Source organism: Ramlibacter sp. PS3R-8, assembly GCF_037572435.1.
Classification (GTDB): Bacteria; Pseudomonadota; Gammaproteobacteria; order Burkholderiales; family Burkholderiaceae_C; genus Ramlibacter.
Map to the genome: position 1 here is coordinate 1,628,085 of NZ_JBBHGT010000001.1, position 24,804 is coordinate 1,652,888.

The 24,804-nt window shown below is 69.6% G+C and carries 19 protein-coding genes; 7 read left to right on the forward strand and 12 right to left on the reverse strand.

Annotated features, from left to right (window positions below):
- Positions 1 to 75 precede the first annotated feature (75 nt).
- From ureC to WG902_RS07820, 4 genes are read right to left on the reverse strand one after another with little or no spacing between them, the layout of a single operon-like run.
- Entirely contained in the window at positions 76 to 1,794 is a 1,719-nt protein-coding gene (gene ureC / locus WG902_RS07805) for an urease subunit alpha (RefSeq protein WP_340059378.1), read from the reverse strand.
- Positions 1,794 to 2,102, reverse strand: coding sequence for an urease subunit beta (locus WG902_RS07810; protein WP_340059379.1), 309 nt, complete (start codon positions 2,100 to 2,102; stop codon positions 1,794 to 1,796). Before WG902_RS07810 ends, ureC begins: the two co-directional genes overlap by 1 nt.
- Before the next feature lie 2 nt (positions 2,103 to 2,104).
- Positions 2,105 to 2,278 carry a hypothetical protein gene (locus WG902_RS07815; RefSeq protein WP_340059380.1) on the reverse strand — a complete coding sequence of 58 codons (174 nt, stop codon included), beginning with the start codon at positions 2,276 to 2,278 and terminating at the stop codon, positions 2,105 to 2,107.
- A gap of 17 nt (positions 2,279 to 2,295) precedes the next feature.
- Entirely contained in the window at positions 2,296 to 2,598 is a 303-nt protein-coding gene (locus WG902_RS07820) for an urease subunit gamma (RefSeq protein WP_332826838.1), read from the reverse strand.
- A gap of 42 nt (positions 2,599 to 2,640) precedes the next feature.
- On the opposite strand from WG902_RS07820, the gene WG902_RS07825 reads away from it, so the two are divergent.
- The 7 genes from WG902_RS07825 to WG902_RS07855 all read left to right on the forward strand — a co-directional run bounded on the left by WG902_RS07825 (position 2,641) and on the right by WG902_RS07855 (position 14,179).
- Positions 2,641 to 6,099: a hybrid sensor histidine kinase/response regulator gene (locus WG902_RS07825; protein WP_340059381.1), complete on the forward strand. Its 3,459-nt coding sequence runs from the start codon at positions 2,641 to 2,643 to the stop codon at positions 6,097 to 6,099.
- The gene (locus WG902_RS07830) at positions 6,096 to 7,043 is read left to right on the forward strand and encodes a response regulator (protein ID WP_340059382.1); all 948 of its coding nucleotides are present in this window, start codon (positions 6,096 to 6,098) and stop codon (positions 7,041 to 7,043) included. The genes WG902_RS07825 and WG902_RS07830 overlap by 4 nt, the downstream gene beginning before the upstream one ends.
- Positions 7,044 to 7,144: 101 nt before the next feature.
- Positions 7,145 to 7,333: a hypothetical protein gene (locus WG902_RS07835; RefSeq protein WP_340059383.1), complete on the forward strand. Its 189-nt coding sequence runs from the start codon at positions 7,145 to 7,147 to the stop codon at positions 7,331 to 7,333.
- A 395-nt stretch (positions 7,334 to 7,728) separates the two neighbouring features.
- Positions 7,729 to 9,417 carry a DUF1302 domain-containing protein gene (locus tag WG902_RS07840; RefSeq protein WP_340059384.1) on the forward strand — a complete coding sequence of 563 codons (1,689 nt, stop codon included), beginning with the start codon at positions 7,729 to 7,731 and terminating at the stop codon, positions 9,415 to 9,417.
- A gap of 11 nt (positions 9,418 to 9,428) precedes the next feature.
- Positions 9,429 to 10,778 (forward strand): DUF1329 domain-containing protein, encoded by a 1,350-nt coding sequence (locus WG902_RS07845; RefSeq protein ID WP_340059385.1) that lies wholly within the window; start codon positions 9,429 to 9,431, stop codon positions 10,776 to 10,778.
- A gap of 23 nt (positions 10,779 to 10,801) precedes the next feature.
- Positions 10,802 to 11,767 carry a WD40/YVTN/BNR-like repeat-containing protein gene (locus WG902_RS07850; RefSeq protein ID WP_340059386.1) on the forward strand — a complete coding sequence of 322 codons (966 nt, stop codon included), beginning with the start codon at positions 10,802 to 10,804 and terminating at the stop codon, positions 11,765 to 11,767.
- A gap of 24 nt (positions 11,768 to 11,791) precedes the next feature.
- Entirely contained in the window at positions 11,792 to 14,179 is a 2,388-nt protein-coding gene (locus WG902_RS07855) for an efflux RND transporter permease subunit (RefSeq protein ID WP_340059387.1), read from the forward strand.
- 144 nt (positions 14,180 to 14,323) lie between these two features.
- Here WG902_RS07855 and WG902_RS07860 read toward each other — a convergent pair whose 3' ends face one another.
- From WG902_RS07860 to WG902_RS07895, 8 genes are all read right to left on the reverse strand, one after another.
- Positions 14,324 to 15,304 (reverse strand): Bug family tripartite tricarboxylate transporter substrate binding protein, encoded by a 981-nt coding sequence (locus tag WG902_RS07860; RefSeq protein ID WP_340059388.1) that lies wholly within the window; start codon positions 15,302 to 15,304, stop codon positions 14,324 to 14,326.
- A 97-nt stretch (positions 15,305 to 15,401) separates the two neighbouring features.
- A complete protein-coding gene (locus WG902_RS07865) occupies positions 15,402 to 17,030 on the reverse strand; it encodes a 3-(methylthio)propionyl-CoA ligase (RefSeq protein ID WP_340059389.1) in 1,629 nt (542 codons plus the stop codon).
- Positions 17,031 to 17,046: 16 nt separating this feature from the next.
- On the reverse strand, positions 17,047 to 18,363 hold the full coding sequence (locus WG902_RS07870; RefSeq protein WP_340059390.1) for an MFS transporter: 1,317 nt from the start codon (positions 18,361 to 18,363) through the stop codon (positions 17,047 to 17,049).
- Positions 18,360 to 19,331, reverse strand: a complete 972-nt coding sequence (locus WG902_RS07875) for a quinone oxidoreductase family protein (RefSeq protein ID WP_340059391.1) — start codon at positions 19,329 to 19,331, stop codon at positions 18,360 to 18,362. Before WG902_RS07875 ends, WG902_RS07870 begins: the two co-directional genes overlap by 4 nt.
- Positions 19,332 to 19,346: 15 nt before the next feature.
- Positions 19,347 to 19,946: an RBBP9/YdeN family alpha/beta hydrolase gene (locus WG902_RS07880; RefSeq protein ID WP_340059392.1), complete on the reverse strand. Its 600-nt coding sequence runs from the start codon at positions 19,944 to 19,946 to the stop codon at positions 19,347 to 19,349.
- A 1-nt stretch (position 19,947) separates the two neighbouring features.
- Positions 19,948 to 21,006, reverse strand: coding sequence for a 3-keto-5-aminohexanoate cleavage protein (locus WG902_RS07885; protein WP_340059393.1), 1,059 nt, complete (start codon positions 21,004 to 21,006; stop codon positions 19,948 to 19,950).
- A gap of 26 nt (positions 21,007 to 21,032) precedes the next feature.
- Entirely contained in the window at positions 21,033 to 21,881 is an 849-nt protein-coding gene (locus WG902_RS07890; protein WP_340059461.1) for a TauD/TfdA dioxygenase family protein, read from the reverse strand.
- Between the two features lie 151 nt (positions 21,882 to 22,032).
- Positions 22,033 to 24,684 (reverse strand): LuxR C-terminal-related transcriptional regulator, encoded by a 2,652-nt coding sequence (locus WG902_RS07895; RefSeq protein WP_340059394.1) that lies wholly within the window; start codon positions 24,682 to 24,684, stop codon positions 22,033 to 22,035.
- Positions 24,685 to 24,804: the final 120 nt, after the last annotated feature.

Below are 24,804 nucleotides of genomic sequence, written 5' to 3' on the forward strand. Positions count from 1 at the left end.
GACCTACGGGTTCATGTTCGATTCGATCCACCCTTTCTCGTAGGTCGGGTTCGCGCAGCGACCCCGACACGCAATCTAGAACAGGAAATACCTCTGCGCCATCGGCAGCACCTTGGCCGGTTCGCAAGTGAGCAACACCCCATCCGCTCGCACCGCATACGTCTGCGCGTCGATCTCCATGCTGGGAAGGTAGTCGTTGTGCACCATGTGCTGCTTGCGCACGCGGCGCACATCCTTCACTGCACTCACGTTCTTGTGCAGGCCGTAGCGTTCATGCACGCCCGCCTTCAGCCCCGACTGCGACAGGAAGGTGATCGAGCCCTTGTGCACCGCGCCGCCGAAGCTGCCGAACATCGGCCGGTAATGCACCGGCTGCGGCGTGGGGATCGACGCGTTCGGGTCCCCCATCGCGGCCATCGCGATGAACCCGCCTTTCAGGATGAGCGCCGGCTTGACGCCGAAGAAGGCCGGCTTCCATACCACCAGGTCCGCCCACTTGCCGGGCTCGATGCTGCCCACCTCGTGGCTGATGCCGTGGGCGATGGCGGGATTGATCGTGTACTTGGCGATGTAGCGCCTGGCACGGAAGTTGTCGTGGCGCTCGCTGTCGCCCGGCAGCTTGCCGCGCTGCACCTTCATCTTGTGCGCCGCCTGCCAGGTGCGCAGGATCACCTCGCCCACGCGCCCCATGGCCTGCGAGTCGCTGGACATCATGCTGATGGCGCCCAGGTCGTGCAGGATGTCCTCCGCCGCGATGGTTTCCTTGCGGATGCGACTTTCGGCAAAGGCCAGGTCCTCGGGGATGCCGGCGTCGAGGTGATGGCACACCATCAGCATGTCGACGTGTTCGTCGAGCGTGTTCACCGTGTACGGCATCGTCGGGTTGGTGGAAGACGGCAGGAAGTTCGCCTCGCCCACCACGCGCAGGATGTCGGGCGCATGGCCGCCGCCGGCGCCCTCCGTGTGGAAGGCGCACAGGCCGCGGGCTTTGGTCGCGGCGATCGTGTTCTCCACGAAGCCGGATTCGTTGAGCGTGTCCGAGTGGATGGCCACCTGGACCTCCATCGCATCGGCCACGTCCAGGCAGTTGCTGATGGCCGACGGCGTGGTGCCCCAGTCTTCGTGCAGCTTCAGGCCGATGACGCCGGCGTCCACCTGCTCGCGCAGCGCCTCCGGCAGGCTCGCGTTGCCCTTGCCCAGGAAGCCCAGGTTCATCGGGAAGGCGTCCGCTGCCTGCAGCATCCGCTCGATGTTCCACGGGCCGGGCGTGCAGGTGGTCGCAAAGGTTCCGGTGGCCGGACCGGTGCCGCCACCCATCATGGTGGTGACGCCGGAGGCGAGCGCCTCCTCGATCTGCTGCGGGCAGATGAAGTGGATGTGGCTGTCGATGCCGCCGGCGGTGACGATCGAGCCTTCGCAGCTGATGATCTCGGTGCCAGGCCCGATGACGATGTCCACACCCGGCTGGGTGTCCGGGTTGCCGGCCTTGCCGATCGCCGCGATGCGGCCGTCCTTCAAGCCGATGTCGGCCTTGACGATGCCCCAGTGATCGATGATCACCGCGTTGGTGAGCACCGTATCCATCGCGCCCTGCGCGTTGGTGCGTTGCGACTGCGCCATGCCGTCACGGATGGTCTTGCCGCCGCCGAACTTGACTTCCTCGCCGTAGCCGCCCGCACGCAGCGTGTAGTCGTCCTCGACTTCGATCACCAGCTCGGTGTCGGCCAGCCGCACGCGGTCGCCGGTGGTGGGGCCGAACATCTCCGCATAGGCGCGGCGCGGGATGGTGGCCATCAGAGTCTTCCCTGCACGAGGCCGCGGAAACCGTACACCTTGCGGTCACCGGCGAAGTCGACCAGCTCCACCGTGCGTTGCTGTCCCGGCTCGAAACGCACCGCCGTGCCCGAAGCGATGTTCAGGCGCATGCCGCGCGCCGCGGCGCGGTCGAACTGCAGCGCGCCGTTGGTCTCGGCGAAGTGATAGTGCGAGCCCACCTGGATCGGCCGGTCGGCGCCGTTCTGCACGACCAGCGTGACGGTGCGGCGGCCGGGGTTGAGCGCGTGGTCGCCCGCATCGGTGATCAGCTCGCCGGGGATCGGCATGCTCATCCCCTGCGGGACAGCCAGATCGCCAGCGCCGCCAGCGCCGCCACGACCACGAAGCCGAGGGTATCGCTCGCGTGCCAATGCCATTCCTGCGGGATGCCATGGCCGGGGTGCGCGTGGACCGCTCCCGAAGCCAGCAGCAGGAGGGCGGTGAAGGAGCGCGGCAAGGACATCGGGTTCTTCCTCGGGTTCAGACGATCGGTTGATGCACGGTCACGAGCTTGGTGCCGTCGGGGAAGGTGGCTTCGACCTGGATTTCCGGGATCATTTCGGCGATGCCGTCCATCACGTCGGCGCGGGTGAGCACCGCGCGGCCTTCGCTCATGAGCTGGGCCACCGACTTGCCGTCGCGCGCACCTTCCATCACCGCGGCGGAGATCAGCGCCATCGCCTCGGGGTAATTGAGCTTCAGCCCCCGCGCCTTGCGCCGCTCCGCCAGCAGGGCGGCCGTGAACAGCAGGAGCTTGTCTTTTTCACGCGGCGTCAGTTCCATGGTCGGGGAATCTTATTGCAACACCCGTGCCCGGCACGAAAGATGCACCGTAGCCGCGTGAGCCGCACCATCCCGATCCTCCCCGCGGACCTCCCCGAGGCGCCGCAGCGTGTGGTGAAGGTGCGCCGCGACTACAACACCTGGGTCGCCAGCGAGACGATGGAGGACTACGCGCTGCGCTACACCCCGCAGCGCTTTCGCAAGTGGTCCACCTGGCGGGTGGCCAACACCGCATTCGGCGCCGCGTCGTTCCTGATCCTGGAGGCAGTGGGCGCCACGCTGCTGGTGCAGTACGGCTTCCTCAATGCGTTTTGGGCCATCCTGGCCACGGGGCTGATCATCTTCCTGGCCGGCCTGCCGATCAGCATCTACGCCGCCCGCTACGGCGTGGACATGGACCTGCTGACGCGCGGCGCCGGCTTCGGCTACATCGGCTCCACGCTCACCTCGCTGATCTACGCGTCCTTCACCTTCATCTTCTTCGCGCTCGAGGCGGCAGTGATGGCGTACGCATTGGACCTGGCCCTGGGCATCCCGCCCGCCTGGGGCTACCTGGTCTGCGCGCTGGTCGTGATCCCCCTCGTCACCCACGGCATTTCCGCGATCAGCCGGCTGCAGGTGTGGACGCAGCCGATCTGGCTGGTGATGCTCGTGGTGCCTTTTGTCTACGTGCTGCTGCGCGATCCTGGTGCGTTCTCCGGCATTACGCACTACGCCGGTGAGAAATCGAACGGATCCGGCTTCAACCTGCACTTGTTTGGGGCCGCGCTCACCGTCGGCATCGCCCTCATCACCCAGATGGGCGAACAGGCCGACTACCTGCGCTTCATGCCCGAGAAAACCGCCGGCAACCGGCGGTCCTGGTGGTTCGCGGTCCTGGCCGGCGGCCCGGGCTGGGTGATCCTCGGCGTGCTCAAGATGCTGGGCGGCGCGCTGCTCGCCTACCTGGCGATCCAGCACATGGTGCCGCTGGACCGCGCGGTCGACCCGAACCAGATGTACCTGGCCGCCTACGAGTACGTGTTCCCCCACTACGGCATGGCGGTGGCGGCGACGGCGTTCTTCGTGGTGGTCTCTCAGTTGAAGATCAACGTCACCAATGCCTATGCGGGCTCGCTGGCGTGGTCCAACTTCTTTTCGCGCATCACCCACAGCCACCCCGGCCGCGTGGTCTGGGTGGTGTTCAACACGCTCATCGCCTTCATGCTGATGGAGATGGACGTGTTCCAGGCGCTCGGCGACGTGCTGGGCCTGTACTCCAACATCGCGATCGCGTGGATGATGGCCGTGGTGGCGGACCTGGTGGTGAACAAGCCGCTGGGCCTGTCGCCCAAGGGAATCGAGTTCAAGCGCGCCTGCCTGTACGACATCAACCCGGTGGGCGTGGGCGCCATGGCCCTGGCGTCCACGCTGTCCATCACGGCCTACCTCGGCGTGTTCGGCCCGACGGCGCAGGCGTTCTCGGCGGTCATTGCGATGGGCGTGGCGTTCGTGACCGCGCCGCTGATCGCCTGGGCCACCCGGGGCCGCTACTACATCGCACGCGAGCCGCAGGGCGCCTACCTCGGGCAGGGGGAAAAGCGCTGCGTGATCTGCGAGCGCGACTACGAAGGCCCGGACATGGCGCACTGCCCGGCCTACCAGGGCCCGATCTGTTCGCTGTGCTGCACGCTGGATGCACGCTGCGGCGACCTGTGCAAGCCGCACGCGAGCCTGTCGGCGCAATGGTCGGGCGCGTTGCGGGCGCTGCTGCCGCGGCGCATCTGGCCTTACCTCGATACGGGACTCGGACATTTCCTGCTGTTGATGCTGGTGGTCGCGCCGTTGCTTGCCGCGCTGCTCGGTCTGCTTTACCACCAGGAGCCCGTGGCGGCCGAGCCGGCGGCGCTGCAGGCGCTGCGCGCCACCTTCGTCAAGGCCTACTTCGCGCTGCTGCTGGTGGCGGGCATCGTGGCGTGGTGGCTGGTGCTCGCGCACAAAAGCCGGCAGGTGGCGCAGGAGGAATCGAATCGCCAGACGCACCTGCTGATGCGCGAGATCGAGTCGCACCGGCAGACCGACGACGCGCTGCAGCAGGCCAAGCAGGCCGCCGAACAGGCGCGCCACTCCGCGGAGCAGGCCAACCACGCGAAGAGCCGCTACATCAGCGCCATCAGCCATGAACTGCGCACGCCCCTGAACAGCATCCTGGGCTATGCGCAGCTGATGGGCGAGGACGCCGCGATCCCGTCGCATCGCAAGCACGCCGTGCACGTCATCAAGCGCGGCGGCGAGCACCTGCTGCAGCTGATCGAAGGCACGCTGGACATCGCCCGCATCGAATCCGGCAAGCTCACGCTGCAGGCCAAGCCGATGCGCTTTGCCGACTTCGTGCACGAGATCGCCAGCCTGTTCGAGCTGCAGGCGGCGGCCAAGGGCCTGGCGTTCCGCTTCGAGGCCCAGGGGACGCTGCCGGAGGTGGTGCGAGCCGACGAAAAGCGGGTGCGCCAGATCCTGATCAACCTGCTGGGCAACGCGATCAAGTTCACCAGCCAGGGCCAGGTGGTGTTTCGCGTGCGGCACGCGCGCGAGATGGCCGTGGTCGAAGTCGAGGACACCGGGCCGGGCCTGCGCCAGGAGGAGTTGGCGCAGATCTTCGAGCCGTTCGCGCGCGGCAACAGCGCCAGCCACTCGGCGCCGGGCGCGGGGCTGGGCCTGACCATCGCCAAGATGCTGACCGACCTGATGGGAGGCGAGCTCGGCGCCACCAGCACGCCGGGCGCGGGCTCCGTCTTCCGCGTGCGGCTGTTCGTGCCGGAGGTGCACACGGCCGTCGCGCCTGCGCCTGCGCCGCAGCCCGCGCGGCGCGGCTATGCCGGTCCACGCCGCAAGGTGCTGGTGGTGGACAACGAGGAAGCGGACCGCGAGTTGCTGGTCGCCGTGCTGGAGCCGCTGGGCTTCGAGCTGCGCACCGCGGCCAGTGGCCACGACGCGCTGGACCTGCTGGCTGCCGGCTTGCGGCCCGATGCGATGCTGGTGGACCTGGCGATGCCCGGCATCGACGGCTGGGAAACGATCCGCCGCGCGCGCCGCATGGAAGGCGTGCAGGCCAGGTTCGCGGTGGTCTCGGCCAACGCATTCGACAAGGCGCTGGACAACGACGCCGGCATCCGCCCGGAGGACTTCATCGTCAAGCCGGTACGGCATACCGAATTGCTGGACTGGCTGGAGCGGCAGCTCGGGCTGCGCTGGCTGCAGGAAGCGGCGGAGCCGGCGCCCGTGGCGGTCGCGCCCGGCGCCTGGTGCTGGCCGCGCGCGGAATGGCTGGCGCCCTTGCAGCAGGCGGTGCAACTCGGTTACTACCGCGGCATCCTCAACCAGCTCGATGCGATCGACGCGGAGCAGCCGGAGTGCGCGGCGTTCACGGCCGCCATGCGCGAGCTGGCGCGCCAGTTCCAGTTCGAGGCGATCGGCCGCGCGCTCGCGCGGGCCCTGCCCGATCTCGAAGGAGCCCCGCGATGAAGCCGCTGCTGGACCGCTCCGAAAGCGACGTCGTGCTGGTGGTGGACGACGTCCCCGACAACCTGTCGGTGCTGCACGATGCGCTCGACGAATCCGGCTACACCGTGCTGGTGGCCACCAGCGGCGAGGCGGCGTTGCAGCGCGCGGCGCAGGCGCTGCCGGACATCGTGCTGCTGGACGCGATGATGCCCGGCATGGACGGCTTCGAGGTGGCCAAGCGCCTCAAGAGCCAGGCCGCCACGGCGAACATCCCGATCATCTTCATGACGGGCTTGACCGAGACCGAGCACCTCGTCGCGGCGCTGGAGGCCGGCGGCGTGGACTATGTCACCAAGCCGATCAAGCCCAAGGAAGTGCTGGCCCGCATGGGCGTGCACCTGCAAAGCGCGCGGCAGGCGCGGCAGACGCGCAATGCGCTCGATGCCTTCGGTTACGCCAGCATCGCGGTGCGCGCCAGCGACGGCCGCCTGCTGTGGCAGACACCGCTGGCGCGCCAGCTGCTGGAAACCTACTACGGCACCAGCGCGCCGGAGACGCCCGCGGCCATCCTGGCCTGGCTGCGGCGCCATCTCGCGGAGGCCGAAAGGCAGATCGAGCCCCCGCGGCTGTGCGCGGAGATCGGCGCGCGGCGCTTGTCGATCCGGCTGCACCAGCAGACCGGCGACGACGACTGGCTGATCGTGATGCGCGAGGTGTCGGACGCCGCGATCATCGAGTCCATGAGCCTGGCCTTCAAGCTGACCGCGCGCGAGGCGGAGGTGCTGTACTGGGTGGTCAAGGGCAAGATCAACCGCGACATCGCCGACATCCTGGGCGCCAGCCCGGGGACCGTGAAGAAGCACCTGGAGCGCGTGTTCGCCAAGCTGGGCGTGGAGACCCGCACCGCCGCGGCCGGCATGGCCATGAACCGCATCCGGCAGGTGCATCCGCAGTTCGAGGGTTAGCGCTTTCCTCCCTCTCCCCTCTGGGGAGAGGGCTGGGGTGAGGGGCGTGCGCGGCACCACCTCACCCGCCTGGAGCAGCGTTCTGCGAAACTGCGGATTGCATGTCCAAGCCGCCCCGGGATCTCTTCAAGTCCATCGCGCAGGTCGTCGCGATCCTGTGCTTGGCGGGCATCCTCGCCGTCATCGCGCACAAGGGCTACAAGGACATGCAGGCGCTCACGCGGGAAAGCTCGGGCAAGGGCTTCGGGGTGGACTTGCTGCGGCACATCTTCCGCAACCTGGCGGGGTGAATCCCGGTCACCTTCCGTAGACCGGGGTGACGCAAGACGCAGAAGAGTCAAGTCTTCGCCGGGGTTCGCCTTCGGGCTCACCGCCGCCTACGAAACGTGAGGCCCGATCAGGCACCGCCGCGGCCGGCATGGCCATGAACCGCATCCGGCAGGTGCACCCGCAGTTCGAGGGTTAGCGCTTTCCTCCCTCTCCCCTCTGGGGAGAGGGATGGGGTGAGGGGCATGCGTGCCACACCCTCTGGGTCAGGTGAAACCCTAGTCTCCGCCGCACCCCACCCCCACCCCCCCCGCACAAGAGGGGGGATGCCGACCTGCCTGCTCGGAACAATGCGGCCCCTGAGCCATGCCGCGCCGATGCGCGGCCCGGTGCTTCCCACCCATCCTCAGGAGACCACGTGACCCGATCCAGCCAGGTGCCGCAAGCCAACGGGGCGCTGCGCAGCCTTTCCCTCACCGCCATCGCCGCCGGCGTGCTGCTCGCCTGCGGCGCCGCGGACGCTTTCGAAGTGGACACCGGCAACCCCGACCTCAGCGTACGCTGGGACAACACGGTGCGCCTGAATTACGGCCAGCGGGTGGAGGAACGGGACGCGCGCATCGGCAACTCCGCGCTGGCCGACGAAGGCACGTACAGCTTCGACAAGGGCGACGCCGTCGCCAAGCGCATCGACCTGCTGTCCGAGCTGGACGTGGTCTGGAAGAAGCGGCACGGCTTCCGCCTCAGCGGGGCGGGCTGGTTCGACGACGCCTACGGCAGCTCCAGCCGGGGCAATCCCAACCCGCCGTTCAACGCGATCCCGAGCTACGAGAACAACCAGTACAGCGGCTACACCAAGCGCTTCTACCACGGTCCTTCGGGCGAGATCCTCGACGCCTTCGCCTTCACCGGCTTCAACGCGGGCGAGGTGCCGGTGCAGGCCAGGGCCGGCCGCCACACGTTGTACTGGGGCGAGTCGCTGTTCCTGGGCTCCCACATGCACTCGATCGCCTATGCGCAGAACCCGCTGGACCTGCAGAAGGGCTTCGCCACGCCCGGCACCGAGGCCAAGGAGCTGTTCCGTCCCCTGAACCAGCTCTCCGCCCAGGCCCAGCTGACCGAGGAGCTGTCCGTCGCGGGCCAGTACCTGCTGCAGTGGGAAGCGGCGCGCTATCCCGAAGGCGGCACCTACCTGGGGCCGGTGGACTTCGCCTTCAACGGACCCGATCGCCAGTTCATCTCCCCCACCCTCGGCTTCGCCCGTCGGGGCACGGCCGCCGAGCCCAGCCAGCACGGCGAGTTCGGCCTGTCCGCGCGCTGGAGCCCGAAGTTCCTCGACGGCTCGATGGGCTTCTACTACCGCCGCTTCGCCGACAAGCTGCCGCAGGTGCTGCTCACCGCCGTAGGTCCCGCCAGCAGCGAATACAACATGGTCTATGCCGACAAGATCGACCTGTACGGCATCAGCTTCGCCAAGAACATCGCGGGCCTGAGCTTCGGCTCCGAGGTCTCCTACAGGCGCAACACGCCGCTGAGCGCGCAGGTGTTCGGCGTCGCGCCGGGGCGCCCGGCACAGGGCGAGACCCAGGGGCCGCGCGGCGACACCTGGCACGCGCTGACCAACCTGGTCGGCACCGTGCCCAAGACCGTCCTGTTCGACTCGGCCAGCTGGGCCGCCGAAGCGCAGTGGTCGCACTGGAGCAAGGTGCGCAGCGGCGCCAACCTGTTCAACGCCGAGGGCTTCGCCCCTTGCATCGGCAGGGACAAGTGGGACGGCTGCGCGACCAAGGACTACGTTGGCGCCAGTTTCGCGTTCACGCCCACCTGGTACCAGGTGGTTCCCGGCGTGGACCTCTCCGCGCCCATGGCCTATGCCGTGGGCCTGTACGGCAACTCGGCGACCGTCTTCGGCGGCAACGAGGGGCTGGGCAACTACAGCATCGGCCTGGCGGCCGATGTGCAGCAGAAATACCGCTTCGACCTGAAGTACATCGACTACGTCGGCCGCTACAAGGACAACGGCACCGCCGTCACGTCCACCAACGGCCTCACCACCTACCTGAAGGACCGGGGCTTCATCAGCGTCACCTTCCGCACGACGTTCTAAGGAGACCGATCATGCAATTGCACCATCGCATCGCCGCCGCGCTGCTCGCCGCCACCGGCGCCTTCGCTGCCCACGCCGCCGTCTCCGCCGACGAGGCCAAGGCCCTCGGCACCACCCTCACGCCGGTCGGCGCGGAGAAGGCCGGCAACAAGGACGGCACCATCCCCGCTTACACCGGCGGCGTGACGACGCTGCCCGCCGGCTACAAGTCCGGCGACGGCATCCGCCCGAACCCCTTCGCCAGCGACAAGCCAAAGTTCTCGGTCGACGCCAGGAACATGGCGCAGCACGCCGCCCAACTGACCGAGGGCGCCAAGGCGCTGCTGCAGAAACACCCCACCTTCCGGATGGACGTGTACCCGACGCAGCGCAGCGTCGCGTTCCCCAAATACGTCACCGACAACACGGTGAAGAACGCCGTCAAGGCGAAGACGCTCAACGAAGGCCGTTCCATCGAGGGCGCGCACGCAGGCTTCCCCTTCCCCATCCCGAAGACGGGCAACGAGGCGATGTGGAACCACCTGGTGCGCTTCAACGGCCCCGCCTACGAGGCCAAGTACCGCAACATCAACGTGGACGCGAGCGGCCGCGCCACCCTCGCGACCGAGGGCAACAGCGTGCAGGAGTACCCGTTCTGGGACAACGCCAAGACCAGCGCCGAGACCTACTGGCGCCTGAAGCTCACGTACACGGGCCCGGCGCGCCGCGCCGGCGAGGCGCTGCTGCTGGTGGATCCGCTGGACATCGGCACCAAGGACCGGCGCGCCTGGGCCTACCTGCCCGGCCAGCGCCGTGTCAAGGTCGCTCCCGACCTCTCGCATGACACGCCGAACCCCGGCACGGCGGGCGCCACGACCTTCGATGACACCTTCATCTTCAACGGCTCCATGGACCGCTTCGACTTCAAGCTGGCCGGCAAGAAGGAGATGCTGGTGCCCTACAACGCCTACCAGGCGGTGTACCAGGCCAGGCAGGACGACCTGTTCAAGCCCAACCACCTGAATCCGGACCTGGTCCGCTGGGAACTGCACCGCGTGTGGGTGGTCGAGGCCACGTTGAAGGAAGGCAAGCGCCACGTCTACAGCAAGCGCACCTTCTACCTGGACGAGGACTCCTGGGCGGCGCTCGCCAGCGACGCGTACGACGCGCGCGGCCAGCTGTGGCGCACCGGCTTCGCCTACATGGCCCCGAGCTACGACCTGCCCGCGCCCTACACCGACATGTTCGGCCACTACGACCTGGTGTCCCGCGTGTACTCCGTCACGGGCTTCACCGCGGAGACCGGCGGCATGCGCCACACCAAGGCGCTGTCCGAGCGCGAGTGGACCGCTGACGCCCTCGCCGGCGCCGGCATCCGCTGAGGCCGCGAGGCCAGGGTGCCGCGGTGAACGCGCGCCACTTCCTGATGGCCTTGGCCGCCGGCATCGCGCTGGCGGCCGTGGCGGACTCCGGCGCGGCGCCGGGCTGGACCGACGTGCTCGACACGCCCGCCGTGCGCAGCCCGCTCGCGGCCCGCGGCCTCCTCAACGGCCTGGCGCGCGCCGGCGGCCGCATCGTCGCGGTGGGCCAGCGTGGCCACATCCTCTGGTCTGACAACGCCGGCCAGGACTGGCAGCAGGCCAGCGTGCCGGCCAGTTCCGACCTGGTGGCGGTGCACTTTCCCACGCCGGCCAAAGGCTGGGCCGTGGGCCACGACGGCGTGGTGCTGCACACCGCCGACGCCGGCAAGAGCTGGACGCGGCAGCGCGACGGCCGCCCCGATGCCGCCGACGTGCCGCTGCTGGACGTCTGGTTCCGCGACGACCGTCACGGCTACGCGGTCGGCGCCTTCGGCACCTTGCTGGAAACCCGCGATGGCGGCGCCAGCTGGGGAGCGACGCAGCTGGCCGACAACCCGAAGAAGTTGCACCTGTATGCGGTGCGCCCGGTCGGCGACGACCTGTGGATCGCCGGTGAGCAAGGCCTGCTGCTGAAAATGGACCGGGCCAGCGGCCGCTTCGTCGCCGTGGCGCTGCCCTACCAGGGCACGCTGTTCGGCGTGACCGGCACGGCGAGCGCAGTGCTGGTGCACGGCCTGCGCGGCAACGTGCTGCGCAGCAGCGACGGCGGCGCGAACTGGCAGCCCGTGGCCACCAACGTCCAGGTCGGCATCACCGCCAGCGCCGTGGACGGCGGCCGCATCCTGCTGGCCAGCCAGGCCGGCCACCTGTTCGTCAGCTCCGACGACGGGGCGAAATTCTCCGCCGTCGCGCTCGAGCGGCCTTTCCCCGCAGCGGCGGTGCTGGGCACCGCACCCGGCCGCGTGCTCGTTGCCGGACCCCGCGGCGTGCTGGCGCAGCCGCTGCCCTGACCCCCCCCATCACCCGGACCTGCCATGCATGCCTCCGCCCTCACCGCGGACACGGCGCTCCCCGCCGGCGCCGCCTTCGACTCCCAGTCCGGCTCGGGCCTCGAGCGGCTGGTCTTCAACAACCGCCGCGTGGTGCTGGTGGTCTGCCTGCTGCTCACGCTGGTGCTCGGCGCCATCGCGGCGGCGCGCCTGACGCTCAACGCGAGCTTCGACAAGATGATCCCGCGCGGGCATCCGTACATCCAGAACTACCTGGACAACCGGGGCGAGCTGCGGGGCCTGGGCAACTCGCTGCGCATCGTGGTGGAGAACCCGAACGGGACCGTCTACGACGCGAAGTACCTGGAAGCGTTGAAGAAGATCCACGACGAACTGTTCGTCACGCCCGGCGTCGACCGCGCCTGGGTGAAGTCGCTGTGGGCGCCCGGCGTGCGCTGGACCGAAGTGACCGAAGAGGGCTTCCGTGGCGGCCCGGTGATGCCGGACAACTACGACGGCTCGCCGGCCGCCACCGGCCAGTTGCGTGGCAACATCGCGCGCGCCAACCTGGTGGGCAGCCTGGTGGGCGACGATTTCAAGTCCAGCATGATCGTGCTGCCGCTGCTGGACCAGGATCCGTCGGGCGCCAATCGCCTGGACTACCGCGCGCTGTCGCAGTCGATCGAGAGGATCCGCGCCCGCTATGAAGCGATGGGCGAACAGGCGCCGGTGCGCCTGCACGTCACGGGTTTCGCCAAGCTGGTGGGGGACCTGATCGACGGCCTGGTGCAGGTCTCGTTGTATTTCCTGCTCGCGGCCCTGATCGCGGCCGTGATCATCTTCGGCTACACGCGCTGCGTGCGCAGCACCGCCCTGGTCATCGCCTGCTCGCTGGCGGCGGTGGTCTGGCAACTGGGGCTCGTGGCCGCGCTCGGCTTCGAGCTGGATCCGTACTCCATCCTCGTGCCCTTCCTGGTGTTCGCCATCGGCGTCAGCCACGGCGCGCAGAAGATGAACGGGATCATGCAGGACATCGGCCGCGGAGCAGACAAGCTGGTGGCCGCGCGGTTCACCTTCCGCCGGCTGTTCCTCGCGGGGCTTACCGCGCTGCTGGCCGACGCGGTCGGCTTCGGCGTGCTGATGGTGATCGACATCCCCGTGATCCGTGAACTGGCGCTGGCCGCCAGCATGGGCGTCGCCGTCCTGATCTTCACCAACCTGATCCTGCTGCCGGTGCTGCTGTCGTACGTGGGCGTGGGCCGCGCAGCCGCCGAGCGCAGCCTCGCCACCGAGGACGGTGGCGTGCTGCACCGCAGCTTCGAGGTGATCGAACGTTTCACCGAGCGGCGCTGGGCGCTGGCGGCGATCCTGGTGGCGGCGGCGCTGACGGTGCTGGGTTATGCGGCGAGCACGCGGCTGAAGATCGGCGACCTGGATGCGGGCGCGCCGGAGCTGCGCGCCGACTCGCGCTACAACAAGGACAGCACGTACACCACCGCGCACTACAGCCTGTCGAGCGATACGTTCGCCGTCATCGTGAAGACGCCCAAGGAGGGCTGCCTGCAATACCAGACCCTGGTGGAGGCGGACCGCCTCGCCTGGAGCCTGCAGCAGGTGCCGGGCGTGCAGGCCACCGTGGCGCTGACCAATGCCGTGCGCCAGATCACGGCGGGCAGCAACGAGGGCAGCCCCAAGTGGCTGACGATCGCGCGCAACCAGGACGTGCTGAACTACGGCGCGCAGCAGGCCAGCGTGAACAACCCCGACCTGTTCAACACCGACTGTTCGGTGATGCCGGTGATCGCGTACCTCTCGGACCACCGCGCCGAGACGCTGGACCGCGTGGTGGCGAGCGCCGAAGCTTTCGCGAACGAGCACTCGGCCAAGGACCGCGCGTTCCTGCTCGCCGCCGGCAGCGCCGGCATCGAGGCCGCCACCAACATCGTGGTGCGCAAGGCGTGGGTGCAGATGCTGCTGCTGGTCTATGCCGCAGTGATCCTGCTTTGCTTCATCACTTTCCGCAGCTGGCGCGCGGTGGTGGTGGCGGTGGTGCCGCTGGTGATCACCTCGGTGCTGTGCGAGGCGCTGATGGTGGCGCTCGGCATCGGCGTCAAGGTCGCGACCCTGCCCGTCGTCGCGCTGGGCGTGGGCATCGGCGTCGACTACGCGCTCTACCTCCTGACCTTGCAGCTCGCGCTGCAGCGCCAGGGTGTTCCCCTGGCCGAGGCCTACAAGCAGGCGCTGGCTTTCACGGGGCGGGTGGTGGTGCTGGTCGGCGTGACGCTCGCGGCCGGCGTGTTGACCTGGGCCTTCTCGCCCATCAAGTTCCAGGCCGACATGGGCATCCTGCTGGCGTTCATGTTCCTGTGGAACATGGTGGGGGCCGTGGTGTTGATTCCGGCGCTGTCGAGCGTGTTGTTGCGCAAGGGCTGACGTTCAAGAGTCCCTCCCCCCTGGGGGAGGGTTGGGGTGGGGGTGCTGGCGGCTACTGACGATGACGCATCAGCGCGCGTGCCCTCACCCCGGCCCTCTCCCAGAGGGAGAGGGAGGAAGAGGGCAGCAGCCCTCGCGCCGCCCTCACTCCGGCTTGAAGCCGATCGACTGCAGCACGCCGCCCACGCGGTCGTAATCGGCCTTGAGGCCGCGCGTCATGTCGTCGGTGGTGCGCGGCAGGCCCGGCTCGAAGCCGGTGTCCAGCAGGCGAGCCCGCACCGCGGCATCCCCCAGCACCTTGAGCGTGGCCTCGCGCACGCGTGCCTGCACGGCTGCGGGCACCTCCGGCGTGGACCACAGGCCCATCCAGGCCAGTGCGTCCAGCTGGGGGTACTCCAATTCACTGAAAGTCGGCACATCGGGCAGCTGGGGCAGCCGCTTGGGCGTGCTCACGGCATAGGCCTTGAGCTTTCCCGACCGGATCAGCGGCAGCGAGGTTCCCACGCCATCGAACATCAAGGGCACGTGGTTGCCCATGACGTCGGCGAGTGCCGGCGTGGATCCCTTGTAGCCGACGTGCGTGAGCTGGATCCCGGCGGCCCGGTTCAACAGCAGCCCCAGCACGTGCGACAGGGTGCCGGGACTGTACGACGCGTAATTCAGCTTGCCCGGATTGGCCTTCGCATACGCCACCAGCTCCTTCAGGTCCTTGGCGGGCACAGCGGGGTTCGCCACCAGCACTAGCCCGCCGCGCGCCAGTTCGGCGAGGGGCCGGATCTCCTTGGCCATGTCCCAGCGCAACTTCACGATGTGAGGGATCTCGCTCACGAGCGCATTGACGCCGATGAGCAGGGTGTGGCCGTCGCGTGGCGCTTGCAGCAGGTCGGCGATGGCGATGGCGCCGGCGGCGCCCGGCTTGTTGTCCACGATGACCGGTTGACCGAGTTCGCGCGACAGCGGCTCGGCCACCAGGCGCGCGACGATGTCGGCATTGGCGCCGGCCGGGCCGGCGACCACCAGGCGCACCGGGCGCGCCGGCCACGCCTGCGCGAGACCGTATGCCGGGGCCAGGGAGGCGAGGCCTGCGGCGAGCAGTTGCCGCCGCGACAATGGAAGATGCTTCATGGCTTGGAAATAGTGAGCTTTCAGGGAAGCCAGCGCAAGGGCGCCAGCGTGAGCATTGCCAGGAACAGGGTCTCTCCCGGCATCGGCGAGTTCCACTTCAGGCGCCCGGCAGGCTATGGTCGCGGAACTGCTCGCGCAGCTTGTTCTTCTGCATCTTGCCGGTGGCGCCCAGCGGGATGCCTTCGACGAACACCACGTCGTCGGGCGTCCACCATTTCGCGATCTTGCCTTCGTAGAACTGGAGCAGGTCGCCGCGGCTGAGTTCGGCGTTCGGCTTCCTGACCACCACCAGCAAGGGCCGCTCGTCCCACTTCGGGTGCTTCGCGGCGATGCAGGCGGCCATCGCCACGCCCGGGTGGGCCATGGCGATGTTCTCCAGGTCGATGGAGCCGATCCACTCGCCGCCGGACTTGATCACGTCCTTGCTGCGGTCGGTGATCTGCATGAAGCCGTCGGCGTCGATCGTGGCGACGTCGCCGGTGGGAAACCAGCCATCGACCAGCGGATCGCCGCCCTCGCCCTTGAAGTACTCGCGGATCACCCACGGGCCGCGCACCAGCAGCTCGCCGGAGGCCTTGCCGTCGTGCGGCAGCTCCTGGCCGTCGTCGCCGACGATCTTCAGGTCGACGCCGAAGACGGCGCGGCCCTGCTTGGCCTGGATGGCCAGGCGCTGCCCGGACGCCAGGCGTTGCTGGTGCGGCTTGAGCACGCAGGCGGTGCCCAGCGGGCTCAGCTCGGTCATGCCCCAGGCGTGCAGCACCTGCACGTCGTAGCGCTCCTGGAAGGCGCGCATCATCGCCGGCGGGCAGGCCGAGCCGCCGATGATCGTGCGCCGCATGGTGCTGAAGCTGGCGTTGCTCGCCTCCACGTGGGCGAGCAGGCCCTGCCACACGGTGGGCACGCCCGCCGAGACGGTCACGCCTTCGGACTCGAACAGCTCGTGCAGGCTCTTGCCATCGAGGAAGGGCCCGGGGAACACCAGCTTGGCACCGGTCATGCAGGCGGCGTACGGCAGGCCCCAGGCGTTGACGTGGAACATCGGCACCACCGGCAGGATCGTCTCCTTGGCCGAGATGTTCAGCGCGTCGGGCAGTGCGCTGGCGAAGGTGTGCAGCATCGTCGAGCGATGGCTGTACAGAGCGCCCTTGGGGTTGCCGGTGGTGCCGGACGTGTAGCACAGCGAACTGGCGGTGTTCTCGTCGAAGGTCGGCCAGTCGAACACATCGGACTGCCCCGCCACCAGGTCCTCGTAGCAAAGGAGGTTGGGGATGGCGGTGCTCGCCGGCATGCGCGTGCGATCCGTCATCGCGACGAACGCCTTGATCGTCTTCACGCGATCGGCCACCGCTTCGATCAGCGGCAGGAAGCTCAGGTCGAAGAACAGCACCTGGTCTTCGGCGTGGTCCGCGATCCATACCACCTGGTCGGGGTGCAGGCGCGGGTTGAGCGTGTGCAGCACCGCGCCCGAGCCCGACACCGCGTAGTACAGCTCCAGGTGGCGGTAGCCGTTCCAGGCCAGCGTGGCCACCCGGTCGCCCCTGCGCACGCCCAGCCGCGCCAGCGCGTTGGCCATGCGGCGCGAACGGGCGGCCAGCTCGCGGTAGGTGGTGCGGTGGATGTCGCCCTCGACGCGGCGCGACACGATTTCCTGCTCGCCGTGATGCCGCTCGGCGTGGACGAGGAGGGAGGAGATCAGCAGCGGCTGCTGCATCATGGATCCGTTCATGGCGTGGTCCTTGGGTTCAGGGTGCTGCGCAGGCGCGGGCGGCGTCGGCTTCGTAGGTGCGGGCCGCACGCACGAAGGCAGCGGCGGCGAGGATGGAGAAGATCGGCATCGCCGCCAGTGCCAGCGGCAACCCCCAGGCGTCCGACAGCGCGCCTGCGATCACCGGCCCGATGGCCAGGCCGAACAGGTTCTGGAACAGGGCCAGCACCGCGGCGCCGGTGGCCCGCACGCCGGGATGGATCACGTCGATCACCACCGCCGACACCGGGCCGACGGAGCAGGTCATGACGAAGCCGCCGGCGGCGATCAGGCCGAACTGCGCCGGGTGCGAGAGCGCCCAGCCCAGGGCAGGCAACCCGAAGGCCAGCGCCAGCAGCACCATCGACACGAGGCAGAGCGCCGCCAGCACCAGCAGCTTGTTGCGCGGCCGGCGCGCGCCGGCGCGGTCCACCAGGGCGCCCCAGGCCACGCTGCCGATGGCGCCGCACAGCACGATCAGTGCTGCGCGCAGGCCGGCGCTGTCCGGCTCCACGCCATGCACGCGGTTGAGGAAGCTGGGCAGCCAGGACCACACGGCCGAGACGACGATCAGCTGCGCCGCGCCGCCGATGCAGACGAACAGCATGGTGGGCGAGCGGCTGAGGGCCTTGCCCACGTGGCGCAGCACCCCGCCGACCGACCGCGTCGCCGTGTCCAGCGTGGGCGTGAGGGCGACGGTGCGGTAGTCGCGCACTTTCAGGTACAGCAGGGCCAGCAGCAGGCCCGGCACGCCGACCAAGCCGAAGGCGGCCTGCCAGCCCCAGCGCGCCGCGATCAGCCCGCCCAGCATCACGCCGAGCACCGAGCCGACCGACGCACAGGCGAAGAAGCCGGCCAGCAGGGCGCCGCGCATGCGTGCCGGGAAGTGGCTGGCGATCAGCGCCGCCCCCACCGAGCCGTAGCCGGCTTCTCCCAGCCCCACCGCTGCACGCGCAGCCAGCAGCTGGCCGAAGCCGCGGGTGAACATGCACGAGATGCAGGCGACGCTCCAGACCATCGCCATGGTGACGATGCTCTTCACGCGGCTGGCGCGGTCGGCGAACAGGGCCACCGGCAGCGCGCCAAGCGCCACGGTCACGGAGACGACGGAAACCAGCGCGCCGAGCTGCGTGTCGCTCAGGCCCCATGCCGTCTTCATGTACGGGAACAGCGAGACGATGACCTGGCGGTCCACATAGTCCATCACCATGAGCGCCAGCGTCATGGCGTAGGCGAACCAGGCCGCCCGCCGGCCGAACAGGTACGCGTCGTCCGCGACCGGCCGCGCCTCGAGCGTCGCAGCAGCGGAGCTCATGGCACCAGCACCGTTGCGCCGGTCGTGCGGCGCGATTCGAGCGCCCGGTGGGCCTCGGCCGCATCGGCGAGCGCGTAGCTCTGGCTCGGCTCGCTCCTGATCTTGCCCGCCAGCACCAGGTCGAACAGCTCCCTGGCCATGTCCAGCATGTGGGCGCGCGGCGTGGCGTAGTGGATCATCGCGGGCCGGGTCACCCAGATGGAACCCTTCACCGCCAGCAGCGTGGTGTCGATCACCACCGGGCCCGAGCTGGTGCCGTTGCTCACCAGGTGCCCGCGCGGCTGCAGGCTGTCCAGCGAGGCCATCAGCGTGTCCTTGCCCACCGAGTCGTAGACCACGGGCACGCCCTTGCCGTCGGTGAGTTCGCGCACGCGCTTGGCGATGTCCTCGCGCGACGTCACGATCACCTCGGCGCAGCCGGCGGCCTTGGCGATGGCGGCCTTCTCGTCGGTGCTGACGGTGCCGATCATGCGCACGCCCAGCGCCTTGGCCCATTGGCATGCGACCAGGCCCACGCCGCCGGCGGCCGCGTGGTACAGGATGGTCTCGCCACCCTGGAGCGGGACCACCTGGCGGAACAGGTACTGCGCCGTCATGCCCTTCATCATCAGCGTGGCCGCGGTGCTGTCGCTCACGCCGTCCGGCAGCGGGATGAGGAACTCGGCCGGCATGAGGCGCACGTCCGCATACGCGCCCTGGGGGCCGAGCAGGTAGCCCACGCGGTCGCCGGGTTTGACGTCGACCACGCCGGCGCCGACGGCTTCCACCACGCCGACCGCGTCGGAACCGATGCCGTTGGGAAGCGCCAGCGGGTAGCGGCCGGTGCGGAAATAGACGTCGATGAAGTTGACGGCGACATAGCTGTGGCGCACGCGCGCCTGGCCCGGGCCGGGTGCGCCGACCTCGGTCTGTTCGAGGCGCATGACCTCGGGGCCGCCGGTTGCGTGGAAACGGATTGCGTGTGTCATGGGTCTGTCTCTCTGTCAGTGGCGAGCGCTGCCGGAGCGGGCCGGATCGGTCCGCGCGAGTTGCTCGATGAAGGTGTGGGCGAGCGGCCAGGGGCCGAAGCCCGACGCGGGGTTCAGATGGCCGGCGTCGCCGAGGTCCGCCAGGTCGCTGCCCCAGTCGCGCGCCAGCGCGCTGATGCGCAGGAAACTGCCCAGGGGGTCGGTGCGGCTCGCCGCGACGATGCTGGGAAAGGGCAGGGTGCGGCGCGGCACCGGCAGCCAGCCGCCATCGCGCAACGCCTCGATCGTGGGGTAGCCCTCGGGCATCGGCTTCTCGAAGTCCGGCGGCGTGGCCAGCAGCGCGCCGCGGACCTTGCATCGCGTGCGTTGCGCCCAGTGCGCCACCATGATGCAGCCGCCACTGTGGGCGACCACGATCACGGGGTCGGTCGCCTGCTGCGCGACGCGCTCGATCGCCGCCACGCGGTCGCGGCAATCCAGCTGCTCGCGGCCCATGGGCGGCACCGACAGCACGCGCGGCAGCTGCTGCGCCAGCAGGGTCTGCCAGTGCTGCGCGACGTGGTCGCGCAGGCCCGGCACGACCAGCACCGTGGGCAGGTCGGCGGCAGCCGCCATCTCACGCTGCCTTGCGCAGATAACCCTGCTGGCGCCCCTTGGCGTTGGGCGCGAAGCCGTTCGCCGCCAGCGTCTCTTCCACCGTCTCGTAGAAGACGCCGATCTTGCAGATCCGGCGCGCCTCCTTGCCGTCCGCGATCTCGCGGCCGAACTCGCGCGACACGCGCACCATCTGCTCGATCTGCTTGACGGTGCTGGCCTTCTCCGTGCGCGACTGGTTCCAGAGGTTGTCCTCGATGCCGCAGCGCACGTGCAGGCCCATGGCGATGCCCATCATGTTGATGGGCAGCACGTTGCGCATGCTGCTTTCCACCGTCAGCATGGTGCCGTCGGGGATGGCGCGCAGGAAGTTGGCCAGGCTGTAGATCGTCGGCTGGTCCATGCCGCCGCCGATGGCGACCCAGTTGCACACCAGCGGGCCCTTGTAGATACCGCGGCGGATCAGGCGCTCCACGGTCTCGTAGCTGTTGATGTTGTAGAACTGGAAGGCGCTCTGGATGCCGGCCTTCGACAGGCGCCGGATGTGCTCCTCGAAGAAGCTCGGCGTCGAGGGCACGACCATGTTGGAGTAGGCGCGGAAGCCGGCCGGCTCCGCCAGCGTGGTGCCCGCGATGTCCTCGACGTCCATCTGCTCGATAACGTTCATCTGCGAGGTGTTCACCGTCACCGTCACCTGGTCCGGCTTCGGATCGAGGTCGGCCAGCATGTGGCGCGTGTCGTCGGACAGCCATTTCGCGGCCGCGCCCTCGGATTCCGGCGCGAAGGAGATCGAGCCGCCGACCTGGATCACCATCTGCGGCACGGCCTTGCGCACGCCGGCGATCAGCTCGTTGAACTTGGACAGGCGCTTGGAGCCCGTGCCGTCCAGTTCGCGCACGTGCAGGTGGAGCACCGAGGCGCCGGCGTTGTAGCAGTCCACTGCCTTCTGCACCTGCGCTTCCATGCTGACCGGGATGTCCTCCGGAAAGTCGGAGGGCATCCATTCGGGTCCGTAGGGCGCGGCGGTGATGACCAGCTTGTCCTGGTTCTCGGGGAAGAGCGAGCCGTCGAGGAAGTTCATGTCGGGGTCCTGGGTATGGGAAGTGGTCAGTAGGTGGCGTCGCCGACGATCCCGGCGCGTTCCATCTTTCGGTGGCAGGGCGGGTAATCCATCACCGCGTAGTGCTGGGTGGAGCGGTTGTCCCACATGGCCACGCTGTTGCGCTTCCAGCGGAACCGCACCTGGTACTCGGGGATCGCCGCCTGGTCGACCAGGTAGCGCAGCAGGTCGGAGCTGCCGTGCGTGTGGTCCTGGCCGTAACGGACGTTGGCCGGCGTGTGGTAATTCGTGAAGTGCGTCGTGAACGCGTTGACGAACAGGATCTTCTCGCCGGTTTCCGGATGCGTGCGCACCACCGGGTGTTCGGCATCGGGGAACTGTGCGTGCAGCGCCAGCCGCTTCTCCGCGGCCATCGCGGCGCCGAAGCTGGCTTCGATGCTGTGGCGCGCGCGCAGCGGCGCGATCAGGTCCTTCACCTGCTGCGGCAGCCGCTCGTAGGCAAGCGCCATGTTGGCCCACATGGTGTCGCCGCCGACCGGCGGGCATTCCACGCAGCGCAGGACGCAACCGAACGGCGGCTTCTCACGCCAGGTGGCGTCGGTGTGCCAGGCGTTCTCGTAGCGGTCGTTGGGCTGCTCGGGCGACTTGTAGATGCGCACCAGGCCCGGATGGTCCGGGTCGCTGCCGGCGACCGGGTGGTCCTCCAGCTCGCCGAAGTGCCGGGCAAAGGCCACGTGCTCGGCGCGGGTGATCTCCTGGTCGCGGAAGAACACGACCTTGTGCTGCAGCAGCAGCGCCCGGATCTCGGCAACGAGCACGGGGTCGCGCGACGCGGCCCCCAGGTCGACATTGCCGAGCTCCGCGCCGATGGCGCAGGTCAGCGGCTCGACGCGGATCGAGCGCGTCAGCTGGGATACGAGGGCGGGAGCCGCGGCGCGGCTGGTCTCCTGGGCGGTGAGCATCGTGGCTTCTCCTTCGGAATGACCGAAGGCTAAGCACTGGACGGGCGTGGCGTACCCCCTTTGCAGAGGGGGGCGTCAGGAGGTGTCAGGAGGTGTCAGCCAGCAGGCCGAGGATGCGGGAGCGCGAGACCACCTGCTTGCGGGTGCCGGCGTCGAGCTTGGCGAACAGGTTCTTCATGTGCCACTTGATGGTTTCCTCGCCCACCTGCATGGCCAGCCCGATCTCCTTGTTCGAAAGGTTGCGGGCGAGCAGTTCCAGCACCTCGCGCTCCTTGGGCGTGAGGGCCATGCTCGGGCTGGCCCGTGGCTGAATCGCCGGCCCGCCGGCCACAGGCAGCGCCGCTGGCCTGGCCGGCGCGGACGGCTCCATGTCCCGCAACCAGGCCCCCAGGTCGGGGTGGGCGTCGGCGAACACCCGTTGCAGACCGCCAGCCTGCGCCAGGCTCACGGCCTCGCGCACGAGGCCGCGGGCGCGCTCGCCGCACCGGTCCAGCGCCCAGGCGCGCAGGCCCAGGGCCTCGATGCGAATGCGAGCCTGCCGGGTCTGCAACGCGATCGCCTCCGCTTCGGCGAGTGGCTGGACCGCGGCGCGCCAGTCCTGCGCGGCGATCGCGGCATGGCCGTGGGCCAGCAGGCGCATGCCGGTCACGCCGCGCTGCCACAGGGGGCCGCTGGGGATGTGGGGATCCGCCAGCAACGCGTCGATCTGACGGCACAGCTCGCGGCACGTTTCGGCGCGGTACTCGCGGGCGTGCAGCCGCACCTGTTCGGACAGGCTGGCCACGCGCAGGCGGGGCAGCCGCCGCGCGATGCCGACGGCGTCGAGCGCGCCCAGCAGTTCCAGCGCGCGTGGCTCGTTGCCGCTGGCCGATGCCATGCGCGCGAGGGCGCGGTAGCCGAGCATCAGGCAGTCGGCGATGGCGCTGCGCTCCAGCACGTCCATGCGGTTCGCCAGCAGCGCCTGCACCTCCGCAGGCTGATCGCTCTCCCACAGCGCGGCAGCCAGCAGGGCCGCCAGCATCGCCGCCAGCGGGCTGCGCCGGCCCAGGTCGCCGTCGGCGCCGGCCAGCGCGGGCCGCAGCAGCTGCTCGGCGAGACGGACCTGCCCCTCCCACAGGTAGCTCAGGGAAGTGGCCAGGTCGCCCCAGCGGTCGAGGAAATGCGACGGGTTGCCTTCGGCGCGCGCGCCGTACTGCTGCAACAGCAGCCGCGAGAGCGCCGGCTCGCCCTGGAGCAGCGCGCGCAGGGCCGAGCGGTTCGCGTGGATCTGCCGCAGGCGCGGGTCGGCGTCCGCCGGCGCCTGCGGCCACGGCTCGTGCAGCGCCACGAAGTGGTCGGGGTCGTCAGCGAACATGGCGGCGCCGCCCAGGATCAGCGCGCATTCCCAGCGCAGGCCGGCATCGGCGCCGGGCTGTTCGAGCAGCCGCGCGACCAGGCGGCTGGCCTCCTCGTGCCGCTCGCTGACCGCCAGGCACCAGGCCGCGGCGAGCAACAGGCGCGGGCGGTTTTCCAGCTCCTGCGGCGGCAGGCGCCGCACCCAGTCCAGCACCGTCGACTGCCGGCCCTGGACCAGCATCAGCTCGTAGAGGCTGCGCTCGGCCAGCGCGTAAGCCTGCTGCTCCTGGCCGGAGGCGAGCGCGTGTTGCGCGGCCGCTTCCAGCAGGCCCTGGGCCGCCAGCCAGTCCGTGGCCCGGGCGTGCAGCTCGCGAACCTCCTTGGCGGGGAAGGCCTGCAGCCGCTCGCGCAGGGCCTCGCCGGCCAGCGAATGCAGGCGCACCCAGTCGGAGTGTTCCGCGGCGACGAACACGGGCGTGTCGCTTTGCAGGCGAGCCAGGCGCTGGGCGGCATCCTCCTGCGGCACCAGCGCGGCGCACAACGCCGGGTGCAAGGGGTCGGCGACCGAGACGCGCGTGAGGAAGTCGAGGTCCGCCGGCGCCAGGTTGCCGAGCAGGTAGTCGAGCAGCTGCGAACGCAGGGCCGTGCCCTGCAGACGCGGCCGCGGCAGCTGCGCGCGCACGCCGGAGGGGGCGACGGACAGGGCCAGTTGCACGCCGAGCGGCCATCCCTCCGTGAGCTCGTGCACGCGCGCCGCTTCGGTGTCGACCTCCGCACCGAAGCGGTTGCGCGCCAGCTGGATCGTTTCCTCCAGCGTGAAGCGCACCTGCGCCGTGCCGACCACCACGCACTGGCTGTAGGCCACCAGGTCCTCGAGGCCCAGGTGGACGTCGGTGCGCGCCGCCACGATGCAGCGCAGGTTGGGGGGCGCGTTGCGCAGCAGGTAGGCCAGCGCGTCGCGCGCGGCCGGCGCCAGGCGGTCGGCCTCGTCCACCATGAGCACGAGGTTCAAGGCGCTCTGCGCGACTTCCGCCAGCCACGCGGTGGCTCCTTCGAGCCCGGCGGGGCCCCCCGCCTGGAGCAGCGCGTGCCCGAAGGTGGGCCGGCCGGCGCCCACGCGGACCGCCAGCGCCAGTGCCTGCACCAGGCGAGCGGGGTCGTCTTCGGGCTGCGCCAGCAGCCACGCCACCGCGGCGCCGTGCGCGAGGTGCTCGCGCCGCCATTGCGCCAGCAGCAAGGTCTTGCCAAAGCCCGCCGGTGCCTGCACCAGCACCACCGGGTGGTCGCGCACGTCCCGCCCGGGGCCCACCAGCACGGCCCGGACGATGGCATCGCGCGGCACCCGGGGGGGCGTGACTTTCAGCAGCAGGTCGCTGGTGGCCGGGGCGCGGGAGGAGGACACGGGGTCTCCCAGGATGAGTAGCTATGGTAGCTCCAACCAGTCCCCGTCCCCCCCGCCGCGGGGAGGCGCGGGCGCAGGCCCACCGCCTACGCTTGCTGCACTGAACGGGCCGCGTCGCGG